Annotated in this window: 15 protein-coding genes and 2 pseudogenes; 11 read left to right on the plus strand and 6 right to left on the minus strand. The window is 57.5% G+C overall.

The features are described 5' to 3' along the window. Positions 1 to 2 precede the first annotated feature (2 nt). The 3 genes and pseudogenes from bcsZ (at position 3) to GHO03_RS25520 (ending at position 4,553) form a co-directional block, all read left to right on the plus strand. The gene (bcsZ, locus tag GHO03_RS08725; RefSeq protein ID WP_095000190.1) at positions 3 to 1,115 is read left to right on the plus strand and encodes a cellulose synthase complex periplasmic endoglucanase BcsZ; all 1,113 of its coding nucleotides are present in this window, start codon (positions 3 to 5) and stop codon (positions 1,113 to 1,115) included. Further along, entirely contained in the window at positions 1,103 to 3,046 is a 1,944-nt protein-coding gene (locus GHO03_RS25515) for a tetratricopeptide repeat protein (RefSeq protein ID WP_256668465.1), read from the plus strand. Before bcsZ ends, GHO03_RS25515 begins: the two co-directional genes overlap by 13 nt. 317 nt (positions 3,047 to 3,363) lie before the next feature. Further along, positions 3,364 to 4,553: pseudogene (locus GHO03_RS25520) on the plus strand (cellulose synthase subunit BcsC-related outer membrane protein). Between the two features lie 106 nt (positions 4,554 to 4,659). Here GHO03_RS25520 and gorA read toward each other — a convergent pair. Then, complete coding sequence (gene gorA, locus GHO03_RS08735; protein WP_095000188.1) at positions 4,660 to 6,018, minus strand: glutathione-disulfide reductase; 1,359 nt, start codon at positions 6,016 to 6,018, stop codon at positions 4,660 to 4,662. A 134-nt stretch (positions 6,019 to 6,152) separates the two neighbouring features. Next, positions 6,153 to 6,992 carry a UTP--glucose-1-phosphate uridylyltransferase GalU gene (gene galU / locus GHO03_RS08740; RefSeq protein ID WP_016780941.1) on the minus strand — a complete coding sequence of 280 codons (840 nt, stop codon included), beginning with the start codon at positions 6,990 to 6,992 and terminating at the stop codon, positions 6,153 to 6,155. Between the two features lie 225 nt (positions 6,993 to 7,217). Here galU and GHO03_RS08745 point away from each other — a divergent pair, with 225 nt between their 5' ends. Both GHO03_RS08745 and GHO03_RS08750 read left to right on the plus strand, forming a co-directional pair. Then, the gene (locus GHO03_RS08745) at positions 7,218 to 7,400 is read left to right on the plus strand and encodes a hypothetical protein (RefSeq protein ID WP_095000187.1); all 183 of its coding nucleotides are present in this window, start codon (positions 7,218 to 7,220) and stop codon (positions 7,398 to 7,400) included. Positions 7,401 to 7,431: 31 nt separating this feature from the next. Continuing rightward, on the plus strand, positions 7,432 to 7,713 hold the full coding sequence (locus tag GHO03_RS08750; protein WP_095000186.1) for a hypothetical protein: 282 nt from the start codon (positions 7,432 to 7,434) through the stop codon (positions 7,711 to 7,713). Positions 7,714 to 7,753: 40 nt separating this feature from the next. On the opposite strand, the gene GHO03_RS08755 is transcribed toward GHO03_RS08750, so the two are convergent. The 3 genes and pseudogenes from GHO03_RS08755 to GHO03_RS08765 form a co-directional block, all read right to left on the minus strand. After that, complete coding sequence (locus tag GHO03_RS08755; RefSeq protein ID WP_095000185.1) at positions 7,754 to 8,677, minus strand: c-type cytochrome; 924 nt, start codon at positions 8,675 to 8,677, stop codon at positions 7,754 to 7,756. Further along, positions 8,674 to 9,324, minus strand: a pseudogene (locus GHO03_RS08760) (cytochrome c). The gene GHO03_RS08755 and the pseudogene GHO03_RS08760 overlap by 4 nt, the downstream one beginning before the upstream one ends. 182 nt (positions 9,325 to 9,506) lie before the next feature. Beyond that, a complete protein-coding gene (locus GHO03_RS08765) occupies positions 9,507 to 9,860 on the minus strand; it encodes a hypothetical protein (protein ID WP_095000183.1) in 354 nt (117 codons plus the stop codon). Between the two features lie 210 nt (positions 9,861 to 10,070). Between GHO03_RS08765 and GHO03_RS08770 the strand changes: the two genes are divergently transcribed. The 6 genes from GHO03_RS08770 to modC all read left to right on the plus strand — a co-directional run bounded on the left by GHO03_RS08770 (position 10,071) and on the right by modC (position 13,878). Beyond that, the gene (locus GHO03_RS08770) at positions 10,071 to 10,373 is read left to right on the plus strand and encodes a DUF1883 domain-containing protein (protein ID WP_048379727.1); all 303 of its coding nucleotides are present in this window, start codon (positions 10,071 to 10,073) and stop codon (positions 10,371 to 10,373) included. Positions 10,374 to 10,392: 19 nt separating this feature from the next. Continuing rightward, positions 10,393 to 10,560: a hypothetical protein gene (locus GHO03_RS25105; RefSeq protein WP_095000182.1), complete on the plus strand. Its 168-nt coding sequence runs from the start codon at positions 10,393 to 10,395 to the stop codon at positions 10,558 to 10,560. Between the two features lie 3 nt (positions 10,561 to 10,563). Continuing rightward, positions 10,564 to 11,214 (plus strand): DNA oxidative demethylase AlkB, encoded by a 651-nt coding sequence (alkB, locus tag GHO03_RS08775; RefSeq protein WP_095018547.1) that lies wholly within the window; start codon positions 10,564 to 10,566, stop codon positions 11,212 to 11,214. Positions 11,215 to 11,338: 124 nt separating this feature from the next. Beyond that, positions 11,339 to 12,106, plus strand: coding sequence for a molybdate ABC transporter substrate-binding protein (modA, locus tag GHO03_RS08780; protein WP_095019906.1), 768 nt, complete (start codon positions 11,339 to 11,341; stop codon positions 12,104 to 12,106). Then, entirely contained in the window at positions 12,107 to 12,787 is a 681-nt protein-coding gene (gene modB / locus GHO03_RS08785) for a molybdate ABC transporter permease subunit (RefSeq protein WP_130871419.1), read from the plus strand. Positions 12,788 to 12,789: 2 nt separating this feature from the next. Then, positions 12,790 to 13,878, plus strand: coding sequence for a molybdenum ABC transporter ATP-binding protein (gene modC, locus GHO03_RS08790; RefSeq protein ID WP_095000178.1), 1,089 nt, complete (start codon positions 12,790 to 12,792; stop codon positions 13,876 to 13,878). Here the strand turns inward: modC and GHO03_RS08795 are convergent. Further along, entirely contained in the window at positions 13,853 to 15,151 is a 1,299-nt protein-coding gene (locus GHO03_RS08795) for a Wzz/FepE/Etk N-terminal domain-containing protein (RefSeq protein ID WP_095000177.1), read from the minus strand. The two genes, modC and GHO03_RS08795, sit on opposite strands and share 26 nt — an antisense overlap. Positions 15,152 to 15,346: the final 195 nt, after the last annotated feature.

Here is a 15,346-nt window from a genome sequence, read left to right on the forward strand (position 1 = left end):
CCATGAAGCGACTGGCGGCACTTACCCTGAGCTCGACCCTGGGGCTATTGCCTCAGGTGGCGAGTGCGCAATCCTGTGACTGGCCCGCCTGGGACAGTTACAAGAAGGCCATGATGAGCAGCGACGGGCGGATTATCGATGGCTCGTCGGCGCAAATGATCACCACCTCGGAAGGTCAAAGCTACGGGTTGTTTTTTGCCTTGCTGGGCAACGACAAAAAGAGTTTTGCGAGGATTCTCGAGTGGACCCGCAATAACCTCGCCGGTGGCAGCCTTGAGGCTCATCTGCCAGCCTGGCAATGGGGTCTGGCAAAAAACGGCAAGTGGCAGATCCTGGACAGCAACAATGCCAGCGATGCCGACCTGTGGATCGCCTACAGCCTGCTCGAAGCCGGCCGGCTGTGGCAGTGGCCCGAGTATGTCGCGCTTGGGCAGAACATGCTCTGGCGCAGCGCTGCGCAAAGCCTGCGCAAGCTGCCCGGGCTGGGCCTGATGCTGTTGCCCGGGGATGTGGGTTTTGACAGCCCCAAGGGTTGGCGCCTGAACCCCAGCTATTTGCCACCGCAACTGTTGGCCCGTTTTGCGCGTATATCACCGATCTGGGCCGAACTGGCGAGCAACCAGCAACGCATGCTGATAGAGACTTCGCCCAAAGGCTTTGCCCCGGACTGGCTGCAGTGGAAAGCCGGTGGCGGTTGGGCACCGGACAGCAAGGAGGGTTCGCTGGGGGACTACGATGCCATTCGCGTCTACCTGTGGGTTGGCATGCTGGCCCAGGACGCGGCCGGTCGCCAGCCACTGCAACAACATTTTGCGCCCATGGCCAACCTCACCCAAACCCTGAGCTATGTGCCAGAAAGCGTCAATGCCGTTACCGGCAAATACACCGGCACGGGGCCGGTAGGGTTTTCCGCCGCCATGCTGCCGTTACTGTCCAGCCTGGACTCCCCCGCGCTGGCGGTTCAACAGGAACGGATCAAGCAACAACCGCCTGCGGCCGATGCCTATTACAACCAGTCACTGCTGCTGTTCGGCCAGGGCTGGGATGAACAACGCTATCGCTTTGACAAGGATGGGCAGCTTTTACCTTCGTGGATCAAAACATGCCAAAAATAACAACGTGGGCGTTCCTGCTCGGTGGGTTGTCCACTGCAGCCATTGCACAGCCGAGCACGGTGCAGGAGCAGCAACAATGGCTGCTGGAGCAGGTTCGGATCGGCGAAGCCATGTACCGCGAAGACCTGGTGCGTGACTCGCTGGCACGGCTGCAATTGATCTCACCCAACAACCCGCAAGCGTTGGTGGCGTCGATACGCCAGGCATTGCTGGAGAAAAACCCGGAGCTGGCCAGGCAGCGTCTGGCCCAGTTGCAAAATGTTGCCCCTGATTCGGCGGCACTGCGTCAGGCCCAGAGCCTGATGAAGCTGCAAGACCCACAAAGCCAGAAAGACCTGCAACAGGCGCGCCTGTTTGCTGCGGCCGGTCGTCCTGAAGAAGCCGTGGCGATTTTCGAGCGACTGTTTGGCAATGCCCCGCCGGATTTTGCCACGGCACTGGAATACCTGCGCATCCGCAGCAATATCCAGGGCCAGCGTGCACAGGTCATCGAGCAACTGCGCAGCCTGGACAAACAGTACCCGGGTAACCCCGGCCTGCGTCAAACCCTGGCCGACCTGTTGTTCCGCGAAGACCGTGCGCCAGAAGCCCTGATCGTCCTGCAGCAACTGGCCAAAGACCCGGTCGCCAGTAATGCTGCGGCTGAGCGTGAATACACCTACCTCAGCACATTGCCGGTGGATCGCACATCGGCACAGGCCTGGCAGGGCTTTATTGCGCGCTATCCAAATTCGCCGCTGATTGGCGAGGCCAATAAAAACCTGCAAAAGCAGCAAAGCCTGCTGAATGACCCGGCATGGACCGCCGGCGCCCAGGGCAAGCAAATGATCGACCAGTCGCGCAGCCCGGCAGCCGCCGAAGGCCTGCTGCGCCGCGCTCTAAAACAATACCCCGACGACCCGACCCTTTACGGTGCCCTGGGCATGGCGCAGTTTCGCCAGGGCCGCTATGCCGAAGCCAACAGCAACTTTGCCACCGCTCGCAGCAAAGAACAGGACACATCCAATATCAGCAAGTGGCAAGACCTGATGGACGCCAGCCGCTACCGCATGCTGCTCAGTCAGGGCGACAAGGCCCTTGAACAACATAACCCGGCAGCGGCGCGCACGGCCTTTACCCAGGCACGCAAGGCCAAGCCCGGCGATGCCGACCCACTCATAGGCCTGGCCAGCGTGGCCCAGGCCGAGCACGACGATATCCAGGCCGAAGCCTTGCTGTTGCAGGCCCGTCGTCTTGAGCCCGGCAATGGCAGTGCGGTGCGTGGGCTGATGCGTCTGTACAGCGCGCAAGACCCGCAAAAGGCCAAGGCTTTCCTTGATCGCCTGCCGCCTGCCAGCCAGAAGGAATTTGCCAGCCTGCGCCAGAGCATCGAACTTGACGAACTGAACCGTCAGGCCGATGCCGCTACCGAGCGCAAGGACTGGCCGCAAGTGGTCGCCTTGCTCAGCAAAATCCGTAACCTCAGCCCCGATGAGCCTTGGGTCACTTATCGTCTGGCCAACGCCCAGCGCGAAATCAACCAGCCGGGCGCCGCTGATGACAGCTTCAAACAGCTGATGACTCGTCAGGGTCGCAACCCTGAAGCGCTTTATGCCTACGCGTTGTACCTATCAAGTACCGAGCGCGATGCCAGTGCCTTGAGCGTTCTGGAACAACTGCCCAAGGCGCAATGGAGCGACTCCATGCGTGATCTTGATACGCGGCTGCAACGCAATGTACTGGTGGCCCGGGCTGAAAGTCTGCGCGCCGCCGGGCAAGAGCCGCAAGCGATTGCCCTGTTGATGCAGAACTCGGACAACGACGATCTGATGACCATCGCTGGCTGGGCCCAGGAGCGTGGTGACTATGAACAGGCGCAAAACCTCTACAGCCAGGTGCTGAAAAAAGAACCGGGCAACATTGATGCGCGCCTGGGCCAGATCGAACCCTGATTGCCAGCAAACAGCTGCCTTCGGCTCGTCAGCAACTGACACAGTTTACCCCTGCCCCCGGCACGCCATTGACCCCTTCACAGCAACGTCGGGTAGCCAATGCCTGGGCCGCCGTGGGTGAGCCTGAAAAGGCCCAGGCCATCTATGCCCAATTGTTGCAATCACCGCAGGCTGACCCGCTGATGTATCGCGACGCGGCGCGGCTGATGTCGGCCAGGGAGCCGCAAAAGGCACTGGACTACTATGCCAAAAGCATGGCCGCCGCAGGGCTGATTACCCCTGAGCAAGGCAACCCCCGGGACAATCGCGCCATGACCATGGCCAGTCGTGAAAAGGACGATGACGAGTGGCTGGCCCGTAGCTTGCGCAGTGATGTGGACGAACTCTACCAGCGGCAAAATCCGACAGTTCATCTGTATACCGACTACGGCTGGCGTTCGGACGATGCTTCCGCCGGCACTTCGGACACCGACACCCGAACCACCATCCTGCAACTGGACCTGCCGGTGGCCGATGGCAGCGGTTTTCTGCGCGCAGAACAGTTGAATATGGATGCAGGAAAATTCGATGCCGACCCGGACGGACTCGTGCGCGAGAACTACGGCACCTGTGCTGTGGAGGTCAATCGCAAGGGTACCAATGGCCCTGACTTCTCTGGCTGCGATGAACGCTCGCAATCGGTCAACGGCACGATGATGGCGGCGGGCTGGAAAAACGAGGTGTGGAACATCGATATCGGTCGTACACCGGATAACTTCAAGGTACCCAACTGGCTGGGCGGCGTGGCCTACAGCAGCAAGATCGGCTCACTGGGCTGGACCCTGACCGGTTCACGTCCAACGGTGTGACCTTGAGCCTGAGCCACGACGAAGGGGGCGTAGACGGTGTATGGGCCAGTTTCGGCCAGCACTGGTTGCGCGGCAAAAACGTCGAAGACAACCACAAGAGCACGGCCATGGCCGGTTATTACTACCGTCTGGTGGAGCGCGCCGACGAACGTTTGCGCACCGGTCTGACACTGATGTATTGGGGGTATGACAAGGACTCGAGTGAATACACTCTCGGCCAGGGCGGTTACTACAGCCCGCAGAAGTACTATTCGATTGGTGTGCCGCTGAACTACGCCTTCCGTACCGCCAACTGGTCGGTGGCATTGGAAAGCTCGGTGAGCTGGTCGTATGCGAAAACCGATGCCAATGACCTTTACCCGCTGGACGGACTGAACAGCAAACTGCTGCAGCGGCTCGATGATGCTGGCTACCAGCTTGCCGACGGTCTGGGGCAGACCTCGGGCGGCAGCAGCACTGGCATTGGTTACCGCGTACAGGGGCTGGTAGAGCGCAGGCTGTCGGATCATCTGGTACTGGGCGGCGGAGTGCTCTATCAGCACAGCGATGACTATGCCCCGAGCCGGGCGATGCTCTACCTGCGTTATACCTTCGACGTGTGGCAGGGCAACTTGCCGATGCCGGTGCAACCGTTGATTCCGTATGCCGATTTCAGGTAATTGGCAAATCAGTGTGGGAGCGGGCTTGCTCGCGATCGGAGCGACGCGGTTTAACAGATAGACCGCGCCGTCTGCATCGCGAGCAAGACCGCTCCCACAGTGAAAATCAGCGTTTTACCGGCGTGCGCATGGTCACAAACTCTTCAGCAGCCGTCGGGTGTACGCCGATGGTTTCGTCAAAGTGCTGTTTGGTCGCCCCGGCCTTCAAGGCAATCGCCAGTCCCTGCACGATCTCCCCCGCCTCCGGCCCGACCATATGGCAACCGAGCACCTTGTCGGTGTCAGCATCCACCACCAGCTTCATCAACGTACGCTCCTGGCACTCGGTGAGTGTCAGTTTCATCGGGCGAAAGCTGCTTTCGAAAATCTGCACCTTGTGTCCCGCCTCAATGGCCTGTTCTTCGCTCAAACCCACCGTGCCGATGTTAGGCAGGCTGAACACAGCCGTCGGGATCATTTGGTAATCCACCGGCCGATATTGCTCGGGCTTGAACAGGCGGCGCGCCACGGCCATGCCTTCGGCCAGCGCCACGGGCGTCAACTGCACGCGACCGATCACATCGCCAATGGCCAGGATCGATGGCTCGGCACTCTGGTACAGATCATCCACTTCGACAAAACCGCGCTTGTCGAGTTTGACCCCGGTGTTCTCCAGGCCCAGGTTATCGAGCATCGGCCGACGGCCCGTGGCGTAGAACACACAATCGGCGATCAGCTCGCGACCGTCCTTGAGTGTGGCTTTGAGGCTGCCATCGGCCTGCTTGTCGATCCGCTCGATATCGGCATTGAACTGTACGTCCATGCCGCGCTTGATCAGTTCTTCGTGCAAGTGCTTGCGCACTGCACCATCAAAACCGCGCAGGAACATCTCGCCACGATAGAGTAAGGACGTTTTCGCACCCAAACCGTGGAAAATCCCAGCAAACTCGACGGCGATATAGCCACCGCCCACCACCAGCACACGCTTGGGCAGCTCTTTGAGGAAGAATGCCTCGTTGGAACTGATTGCATGTTCATGGCCCGGGATGTCGGGAATCTGCGGCCAGCCGCCGGTGGCGATCAGGATATGTTTGGCGGTATGACGCTGACCGTTGATTTCAACTTCATTGGGGCCGGTTATTTTCGCGTGACCTTCGATCAGGGTCACACCGCTGTTGACCAGCAAGTTGCGATAAATACCGTTGAGACGATTGATCTCGCGGTCTTTGTTGGCGATCAGGGTCGCCCAGTCAAAGTCGGCCTCACCCAGGCTCCAGCCAAACCCCGAGGCTTGCTCGAAATCTTCAGCAAAGTGCGCGCCGTACACCAGCAGCTTTTTCGGCACGCAGCCAACGTTCACGCAGGTACCGCCCAGATAGCGGCTTTCTGCTACAGCCACTTTTGCGCCAAAACCTGCGGCAAAACGTGCAGCACGCACGCCACCAGAACCCGCACCAATGACAAATAGATCAAATTCGTAGGCCATTTCTCTCTCCTAGGCAGGCCATCAGCATAATCGCTCCTGCGCGATTGACCAGCGCTGGAAGTTGCCGACAGCAAAAAAACGAAAAAGCCACCCGAGGGTGGCTTTCTCTTGAAGCGATCTACAACGGGCCGCTATCAGTAAGCTTTGCCGGTTTTGTAGAAGTTTTCAAAGCAGAAGTTGGTTGCTTCGATGTAGCCTTCGGCGCCACCGCAGTCAAAGCGCTTGCCCTTGAACTTGTAAGCAATCACGCAACCGTTTTGCGCCTGCTTCATCAGCGCGTCGGTGATCTGGATTTCACCGCCTTTGCCCGGTTCGGTCTGTTTGATCAGATCGAAGATATCCGGAGTCAGGATGTAACGGCCGATGATGGCCAGGTTGGAAGGTGCATCTTCCGGAGCTGGTTTTTCAACCATGTTGCGCACGCGGTAGAGGTCGTCACCAATCAGGTCGCCAGCGATCACGCCGTACTTGTTGGTTTCTGCCGGATCAACTTCCTGGATCGCGATAATGGTGCAGCGGTACTGATTGTACAGCTTGACCATTTGTGTCAGGACGCCGTCGCCTTCCAGGTTGACGCACAGGTCGTCTGCCAGAACCACGGCAAAGGGTTCGTCGCCGATCAGCGGGCGGCCAGTCAGAATTGCGTGGCCCAGGCCCTTCATTTCGGTTTGACGGGTGTACGAGAACGAGCATTCGCTCAGCAGGCGGCGGATACCGACCAGGTACTTCTCTTTATCAGTACCCTTGATCTGGTTTTCCAGCTCGTAGCTGATGTCAAAGTGGTCTTCCAGGGCGCGCTTGCCGCGGCCCGTCACGATGGAAATTTCAGTCAAGCCAGCGTCCAGTGCTTCTTCAACCCCGTACTGGATCAGTGGCTTGTTCACCACCGGCAGCATTTCTTTTGGCATGGCCTTGGTCGCTGGCAAAAAGCGAGTGCCGTAACCGGCTGCTGGGAACAAGCATTTCTTGATCATATGAGTCCTTTAAAGGGCTGTACGTTCCAAATTTGGCGCAGTCTAATCAGGCAGCATCGACGTTACAATGCTTCTCGATAGCAAACTGATGCCAACCTAGATAAATATTTAGCCCGTTAGTTCCTTTGCGATTGAATTTGATTGGCGCCCATCGTGTTTACCACTACCCGTGATGCCCTTGCGCTATTATCACGCCATTAATCCAGCCAATCAGGCAGCTTTTCGATGTCAGCAACAATCAGCGTTAACGGTTATGAGATCAAACCCGATGAATCGGGCCAATGGTGCGTGTTTGCTGCCTCGGGTGAAAACGTTGCCGGACCATTCAGCTCGCAACAGGCCGCAGCAGAAGTCGCCTCGGTATTTCAGGACCAACCTGAGCCAGCAGCCCGCCGCAGCAAAAAATAACAGCAACTCCACTTATGTGATGGTTACCCGGATGAAGAAAGTTCTGACACTGCTCGCATTGGTGACTCTGGGTGGGTGCGCGACGGCATCCAGCACTTACCTGGCCGATGGCAAACAAGGGTTGAGCATAGACTGTTCTGGCGAGGCCATGTCCTGGGCCAAGTGCTATGAGAAAGCCGAGGCCTCATGTGCCGGTACTGGCTATACCATCATTGCCACGGATGGTTCGCCTGCGCTTGCGCAAAGCGAGAAAACCCTGGGCGCAGATGTAGGTAATTTTAAAAGTCGCACTGTCGTAGTGGCCTGCAAGTAAGGGATACCGCTAAAGCGCATGACTTTAGCGGTAACTGCAATTACCGGGTGCCCTGGCCGACCAAAACGCCATTCACGGTTTGCCCATAAACGTTGACGCCGTCATTGGCATGGAACTTCAACCGGGTTTTTTCCACTGAACCTTCGACCAGTCGAGGGTCCTGTGGCCGTTCGTGGGTGTTGATGTACGCCGCCACATCCCAGGCCTGCTCGTCACTCAAGCTGTTGGCCTTGCCCAGTGGCATGTTGTGCTTGATAAACGATGCCGCGGTATTGATCCGGTGCATGCCGGCTCCCCAGTTGTAGGAATCCTTGCCCCACAATGGCGGCATCACATAGTCCTCCCCCACCTTTTGCCCCTGCCCGTTGTCACCATGACAGACGGCACATTGGTCCTTGTACAGCGCAGCACCACGGCTCAGGTTGTACCCAGCCTTGGGCTCGGGCACATCGGGATACCCTCGTCCCGGCAACTCAACCCCCGTAGGAGCCTTGGTCGACAACCAATAGGCATAGGTTGAGAGCGCCGTGATCTCGCGGCTATCGGCAGCCGGTGGCGTACCGCCATTCATGCTGAACTGAAAGCAGCCCTGCAGGCGTTCGGCAAAGGTATTGACCTTGTCGTTTTTCTTGCGGTACGCCGGGTACATGGGGTACGCCCCCCACAGCGGGGCTGAGTTGGCCAGACGACCCTGATCAAGATGGCAGTTCGTACAGTTAAGGCCATTGCCGACAAACTTCGGGGCCTGGCGTTTGGTGTCAACAAACAGGGCATAGCCGTCCATCACCATTTTGCCGTAGGCGTTGTCGGGCAAATCGCTTTGTTGCGGCGGCTGAAAGTAGGTGATGTTATCGGCAGGTGCAGGCACCTTGATCTGCGACTGGTCTTCCATCGCAATGGGCGCTGCATGGACCGCGCTGCCAAGGAGGAAGGATGCCGCACAGGTTGATATCAGACGCTTCATGGTTTGACCTCCTTGTGCCCTACAGTGCTGAAATAGTCGGCAACCGCCTTGATTTCGTCTTCGCTCATGGCCTTGGCGATATGACCCATCAGGTCATTGGGATCGTTGCGCCGGGTGCCATCGCGCCAGGCATTGAGCTGCGCCGTCAGGTACAGCGCCGGTTGATTGGCCAGGGGCGGGAAGGCACTTCCCACCCCCACCCCACCCGGGCCATGACAGCTGACGCACTCGGGTATCTGACGCTCCCAGGCGCCGCGCAAGGCCAACTTTTCTCCAGGGCCTGAAGGCATGGTGCTGAGGTTGATGGCAGGCACCGCAGGGGCCGGCATTGCTGCAATGCTGGCGGTGACTGCGGCAATTTCCTGGTCGCTCAGGGCCTTGGCCAGAGGTTGCATCACCGGGCTGACCCGTTTGCCACTTTGAAAGTCGTGCAGTTGCTTGCTCAGGTAATCGGCAGAAAGACCGGCTAATCGCGGAAACCCGGCAGGTGCCAGCCCCATGCCATCCGCACCGTGGCACGCCACGCAGGCCGTGGCACCCGGTTAGGCACCGCCCTGCAGGTAGATGTTGGGGGTCGGTTGTGCCTGGGTATTGCTCACGGCGAGCAGCATGAGGCTGCTCAATAGCGTTCGCTTGAGTGGAATCATGACCAGCTCCATTATTGTTATATGCTTAGGCCTATAAAATATAAGCCTACAGATCCTAGGAGAATTCTTACCTGGTCACAACACTGCTTCGGATCCAATGGTAAAGCAGGACAAAAAAAACCTGACGTTCGCAAGGCAAACGTCAGGTTGGGGTCTTGCCGCCGGTTGACTGAGATAAGGCGTCAGTCACCAGAAATACAGTGAGTGGCGGCTTTGCGAATATCGCCCGGGCGCACCGGTACATTGGACATGCTTTCGTACACCTTGATACTGCTGCCGCCGGAGCGCTCTTCAATATCAATGACCGCCGTTGGATTGGAGGTCAGCTTTTGCGGGACGATAATCCGAAAACCGTCTTTATGCGGTTCAATCTGAGGTGCCCTGCGTGTGCTGGACAGTTGTTGCACCACACATTGAGCATAGGCGTCGGGCTTCTTGCCCGAAATCACACTCATGGTGGGCAGCGTCTGCTCAATATCGGTAACGGATGCACAGCCACCCAAGGCCAGCAACGCCGCTAATACGCCCCACTTCATAGACATTCTCCGTTAAAGACACTACGACAATGGATATGCGGAATTTCTCCCGGGCCATAGTGAATAAATACTCAATAGTGGCGGATTATCCACGTTTTACGTCAAACTCACCCGCATCACGGCATAATACTCGGCTTTAGCCCCCCTGATAGGGCTGAAGCACATGCTATCGTGCTGATTATTCAGCAGATTCACGTTTTTGGAGACACCATGAAATTTATTCACCAGCGCGAGCACCTCAACGAAGACGACATCGTCGTCATTGAGTGCTCCCAGCCTTGCAACATCCGCCTGATGAGCGATGCGCACTTCCGCAGTTTTAAAAATGGTGGCCGCCACTCCTACCATGGCGGCGCCTTCAAGGACTTCCCGGCCCGCATCACCGCGCCGAGCACCGGTTTCTGGAACATCACCATCGATACCGTGACCAGCCGTGCCATCAGCGTAACCCGCAAGCCAAGCTTCAAGCCGACCATTAAAATCGTGCGTCGCTCAAGCTCCAAACTTCGCTAAACCCAAAGCAGGAATTACCGTGCAAACCACCAAGTACGTGATCAAGTACAAGCTCAACGGCGAGCGTCGTTTCGAGTTTGCCCAGCTCCAGTCGGGATCGGAACAAGAAGCTCGCGCAGCACTTGAAAAGATCCATGGCGATGCTGACGAAGTAATTACCGACATCAAGGCAAGCAAGGCACTTTAAGCCGTGGACTTGTTTGCCGAGCAGGACCTGCAGCAGCCCGCCCGTGTCGAGCGTATCAGCGACCAGGCGTTTGCGCTTCGCGGGTTTGCCTTGCCCAAGGCCAAGGAGCTGCTGGCAGCCCTTGATAGCGTTCTGCTGCAGGCACCCTTGCGCCAGATGCAGACGCCCGGTGGCTACACCATGTCCGCCCGACTGAGCAGTTGCGGTGCTCTGGGCTGGACCACTGACCGCGATGGTTACCATTACAGTCCGCTCGATCCGCTAAGTGCCCGACCCTGGCCAGCCATGCCCGGCGTCTTCCTGGCGCTGGCTGCAGCGGCGGCCAGCAGCGCAGGCTTTAGCGGTTTTGTCCCTGATTCCTGCTTGATCAATGCCTATGCGCCAGGCGCAAAAATGTCGCTGCATCAGGATAAAAACGAGCGCTGCCATACCGCACCGATTGTTTCCATTTCTCTGGGGCTGCCGGCGATTTTTCAGTTTGGCGGTTTCGAACGAAGTGACCCGACTCAACGAATAGCATTGTTTCACGGCGACATCATGGTCTGGGGCGGCGTTGACCGCCTGCGGTATCACGGAGTAATGCCCATCAAGCCCGGGCATCACTCACTGTTGGGCGAACAGCGGATCAATATCACCCTGCGTCAGGCAGGCTGAACCGCAGTTACCTGCTTCACTTCCCCCTTTCCTCGCACGCACGCTGACAAAGCGCTGTAAATATTTCTATATAGCGGATATCTTGCCAACGCCTGACACGGCCTAATAAAAACGGAGTTTTGCCATGAATGTTCGTGCCCGCCCCTTTATCCCTGCCGCGCTGGCTGTTCTGATCGGATGTACCGCATTCACTTCGGTCCAGGCCGATGAAGTGCAGGTTGCCGTGGCAGCCAACTTCACGGCGCCAATCCAGGCCATTGCCAGCGACTTTGAAAAAGACACCGGGCACAAGTTGATAGCGGCCTATGGCGCAACAGGCCAGTTCTATACCCAGATCAAGAACGGTGCACCATTCGAAGTGTTTCTGGCCGCAGATGACACCACCCCCGAGAGACTTGAAAAAGAAGGCGATACCGTTCCCGGTTCACGCTTCACCTACGCCATTGGCACCCTGGCGCTGTGGTCAGCCAAAGAGGGTTATATCGACGGCACCGACAAAGCGCTGCTGGCCAATCAGTACACGCATCTGTCGATCGCCAACCCCAAAGCCGCGCCCTACGGCCTGGCAGCAACGCAAGTGCTGGCCAAACTGGACCTGACTGACAAGGTCAAGAACAAGATCGTTGAAGGCCAGAACATTACCCAGGCCTACCAGTTCGTTTCCACGGGCAATGCCGAGCTGGGCTTTGTCGCCCTGTCGCAGATCTACAAAAACGGCAAAGTCAGCGACGGCTCGGCCTGGATTGTGCCCGAGGCGATGCACGACCCGATCCGGCAAGATGCCGTTATCCTCAAAAAAGGCGAAAACAACCCTGCTGCCAAGGCCCTTGCCGACTACCTTAAAGGTCCTAAGGCCACCGCCATTATCAAATCCTATGGTTACCACCTGTAAATGCCGCTCACGAGTGCTGACTTCGCAGCCATCTGGCTGACTCTGCAACTGGCGTCGCTGACCACCCTCATTTTGTTGCTGGTCGGCACTCCCATCGCCCTGTGGTTAGCGCACACCCGCTCGCGGTTGCGCGGCCCCATCGGGGCGATTGTGGCCCTGCCACTGGTTTTACCGCCCACTGTCATAGGTTTCTATCTGCTGCTGGCGATGGGGCCCAATGGTTATGTTGGCCAGCTCACCCAGTACCTGGGTCTGGGCACACTGACTTTCAGTTTCGCCGGGCTGGTGATCGGTTCGGTGATCTACTCCATGCCCTTTGTCGTGCAGCCTTTGCAGAATGCATTTACGGCCATTGGCCCCAGACCGCTTGAAGTCGCCGCGACTCTGCGGGCCAACCCGTGGGATACCTTCTTCAGCGTCATTGTACCTCTGGCCCGACCCGGCTTTATAACGGCCTCTATTTTAGGGTTTGCCCATACGGTCGGTGAGTTTGGCGTGGTACTGATGATCGGCGGCAATATCCCGGAAAAAACCCGTGTGGTGTCGGTGCAGATCTACGACCATGTCGAAGCGCTGGAATATGCTCAGGCACACTGGTTGGCGGGAGCAATGGTGGTGTTTTCCTTTCTGGTGCTGCTGGCGTTGTATTCAAGCCGCAAATCCCAAACCAGCTGGAGCTGAAGATGACGTCGCAGATCAACCTTCGGTTGCAGCACCGCTACCCCGGTTTTGCTCTCGACCTGGACCTGCAACTGCCGGGCAAGGGGGTCACCGCCCTCTACGGTCACTCCGGCTCGGGCAAGACCACCTGTCTGCGCTGTATCGCCGGTCTCGAACGGGCCAGCCAGGCCTATGTACAGGTCAATGATCACATCTGGCAAGACAGCCAGCGCAATCACTTCGTACCGGTGCACCAGCGGGCGCTGGGCTATATCTTTCAAGAAGCGAGCCTGTTCCCCCACCTGTCGGTGCGGGCCAATCTTGAATTCGGCCTCAAGCGCATTGCCCATCAGGAACGTCGAGTGGATCTTGCCCATGCCACCGAACTACTGGGCATCACCCACCTGTTGACACGGGCGCCGCACAACTTGTCCGGCGGCGAACGCCAGCGGGTCGGTATCGCCCGGGCCTTGCTCACCAGCCCGCAACTGCTGTTGATGGACGAGCCCCTGGCCGCACTGGACAACCAGCGCAAAGGCGAAATACTGCCCTACCTTGAGCGCCTGCACGCCGAACTGGATATCCCCGTGCTCTACGTCAGTCATTCTCTGGACGAAGTTGCGCGCCTGGCCGATCATATTGTGTTGCTCAGCGAGGGTAAGGTACTGGCCAGCGGCCCTGTCAGTGAAACCCTTGCCAGGCTCGACCTGCCACTGGCGCGCGGGAATGATGCCGCAGTGGTGATTGAGGGCCGGGTCAGCGATTACAACCTAAACTACCAGCTGTTGACTCTGCACCTGCCCGGCAGCGCCCAGCAGCTGAGGGTTGCCCATGCCTCAATGGCCATCGGCCAGCCGTTGCGCGTCAAAGTGCAAGCCCGGGATATCAGCCTGACCCTGGCCCCGTCGGAGCACAGCAGCATCCTTAATAGCTTGCATGCAAGGGTGGTCAGCGAAACGGCCGCCGACAACCAGGCTCATGTGCTGATACGCCTGGATGCCGACGGCACTCCCCTGCTCGCCCGGATAACCCGTTACTCCCGGGACCAATTGGGCCTGCACCCCGGGCAATTACTATGGGCGCAGATCAAATCGGTGGCTGTTCTGGCCTGATGCCTTGCTTGCGCCGCTGGAGCAGGAAGCGCACGGTCGCAATCGTCAGCCCCGCCAACAGGCCCAGAACCAGTGCCAGAGCGACTATCAGGGCCTTTTTCGGCTTGATCGGATCAGTCGGCATCTGTGCCTTGCGATCAATACTGACCAACCCAAGCTGGCTCATATCCGTATTCAGGCGGCCAAGGCGCACGGCTTCGGCACGCAAGGGCTCGATGTCATTGAGGAATACATCCTCATTTGAGCGTTTACCAAGCATTTCGACCTGGCGATTGACCTCAAGCAATTGAATCTTTTTGCGGATCTGCGAGATACGGTTATCGGTAAAATCGTCCGTGGTTCGCTTGAGCAAGGCTGCACGCTCGGCCTCCAAGGCCTGGGACCCCATAAAGTACAAGGGGATACTTTGCGAAGTGATTTCGGTGCGCACCAGCCTGGCCGATGAGCCCTGCGCCGCATCAGCCATCGCCGACGGTGTGGTCGGACGGGTAATACCCAGGGATTTGGCAATGGCGATAGCTTCGTCAAGCTGCTGTATGCGCGCTTCCCGCTCGATTTTCAGCTGCAGGCGCAAGGCCTTCAGCTCATCCTCCAACTGCGCCTTTTGCAGGCTGTCAGTTTCAAGGAATGTGGCAATTTTTTCTTCTTTATCAGATGTATAGCTTGAGCGTGCGGCATTTATCTGGGCGTCCAGCTCTCTGAGCCGGTTACCAATAATAACCTTGAGGTCGGCACTGATTTGCTCGCGCTGCTTGGTGATCGCGTAGTCAACAAAACCATTGAGAATCGCAACCCCATCAAGGGAGGCCGGGTATGTTAGCTCCAGCTTGAGATAAGGATTATCTGAACTGGCCTTATTGGGCGCAGGCTGAACCAGATTGAATGCATCCCGGTTAAACACTTCGAAGCTTTGCTCCAGACTTCTGCCAGGTTGTACCAAAGGTTTGAACAAGTCCTGGTGGTCGCGAAAAAAACTCAACCGGTTTTCATAAGACTCAAGTGCCAGGCCAACTTTAAGCAAGGCATCAGCAGCAGGCAGGGTATAAACCTGGGAGCGGTTAAGGGCATCAAGCTCATTGATAGCTGCAGGGCGCAGCAGGCTGCTGGTTTGATAGACCTGTTGCGCAAACGACACATAGCCAAGTGCCATCAATCCGGCAATGACTACGGTGCCGCCAATCAGTTTTTTTTGTCGCCAAAAAGAATGGATCAAGTCAAAAAAATCGATCTCAGCGTCGACTTTACGTCCTTGTGGGTACTGATGAATAGTCAAATGAATGCACCTTGTAAATAAAGCTTAGTCAAGCTGGCTACTGAGGGCGTATCGATCACATGATGACGCAATGTGTTTGACAGGCAATTCCTAGAAAAATTCGCATCTTTATAAATCATGAATCGCCCCGGGTTTCCTAGACACTCTCCAGGCTCGCTGCGTAACGCTTTTCAAACTCTACCGGTGACAGCTGAT

It is taken from the genome of Pseudomonas sp. FSL R10-1339 (assembly GCF_009600545.1).
Classification (GTDB): domain Bacteria; phylum Pseudomonadota; class Gammaproteobacteria; order Pseudomonadales; family Pseudomonadaceae; genus Aquipseudomonas; species Aquipseudomonas bubulae.

Bases quoted from the DNA above. Each gene is read 5' to 3' on its own strand.
- bcsZ (WP_095000190.1), top strand. From the start codon at position 3: ATGAAGCGACTGGCGGCACTTACCCTGAGCTCGACCCTGGGGCTATTG.
- GHO03_RS25515 (WP_256668465.1), top strand. From the start codon at position 1,103: ATGCCAAAAATAACAACGTGGGCGTTCCTGCTCGGTGGGTTGTCCACT.
- gorA (WP_095000188.1), bottom strand. From the start codon at position 6,018: ATGGCCTACGAATTTGATCTATTTGTCATTGGTGCGGGTTCTGGTGGC.
- galU (WP_016780941.1), bottom strand. From the start codon at position 6,992: ATGATCAAGAAATGCTTGTTCCCAGCAGCCGGTTACGGCACTCGCTTT.
- GHO03_RS08745 (WP_095000187.1), top strand. From the start codon at position 7,218: ATGTCAGCAACAATCAGCGTTAACGGTTATGAGATCAAACCCGATGAA.
- GHO03_RS08750 (WP_095000186.1), top strand. From the start codon at position 7,432: ATGAAGAAAGTTCTGACACTGCTCGCATTGGTGACTCTGGGTGGGTGC.
- GHO03_RS08755 (WP_095000185.1), bottom strand. From the start codon at position 8,677: ATGAAGCGTCTGATATCAACCTGTGCGGCATCCTTCCTCCTTGGCAGC.
- GHO03_RS08765 (WP_095000183.1), bottom strand. From the start codon at position 9,860: ATGAAGTGGGGCGTATTAGCGGCGTTGCTGGCCTTGGGTGGCTGTGCA.
- GHO03_RS08770 (WP_048379727.1), top strand. From the start codon at position 10,071: ATGAAATTTATTCACCAGCGCGAGCACCTCAACGAAGACGACATCGTC.
- modA (WP_095019906.1), top strand. From the start codon at position 11,339: ATGAATGTTCGTGCCCGCCCCTTTATCCCTGCCGCGCTGGCTGTTCTG.
- modB (WP_130871419.1), top strand. From the start codon at position 12,107: ATGCCGCTCACGAGTGCTGACTTCGCAGCCATCTGGCTGACTCTGCAA.
- modC (WP_095000178.1), top strand. From the start codon at position 12,790: ATGACGTCGCAGATCAACCTTCGGTTGCAGCACCGCTACCCCGGTTTT.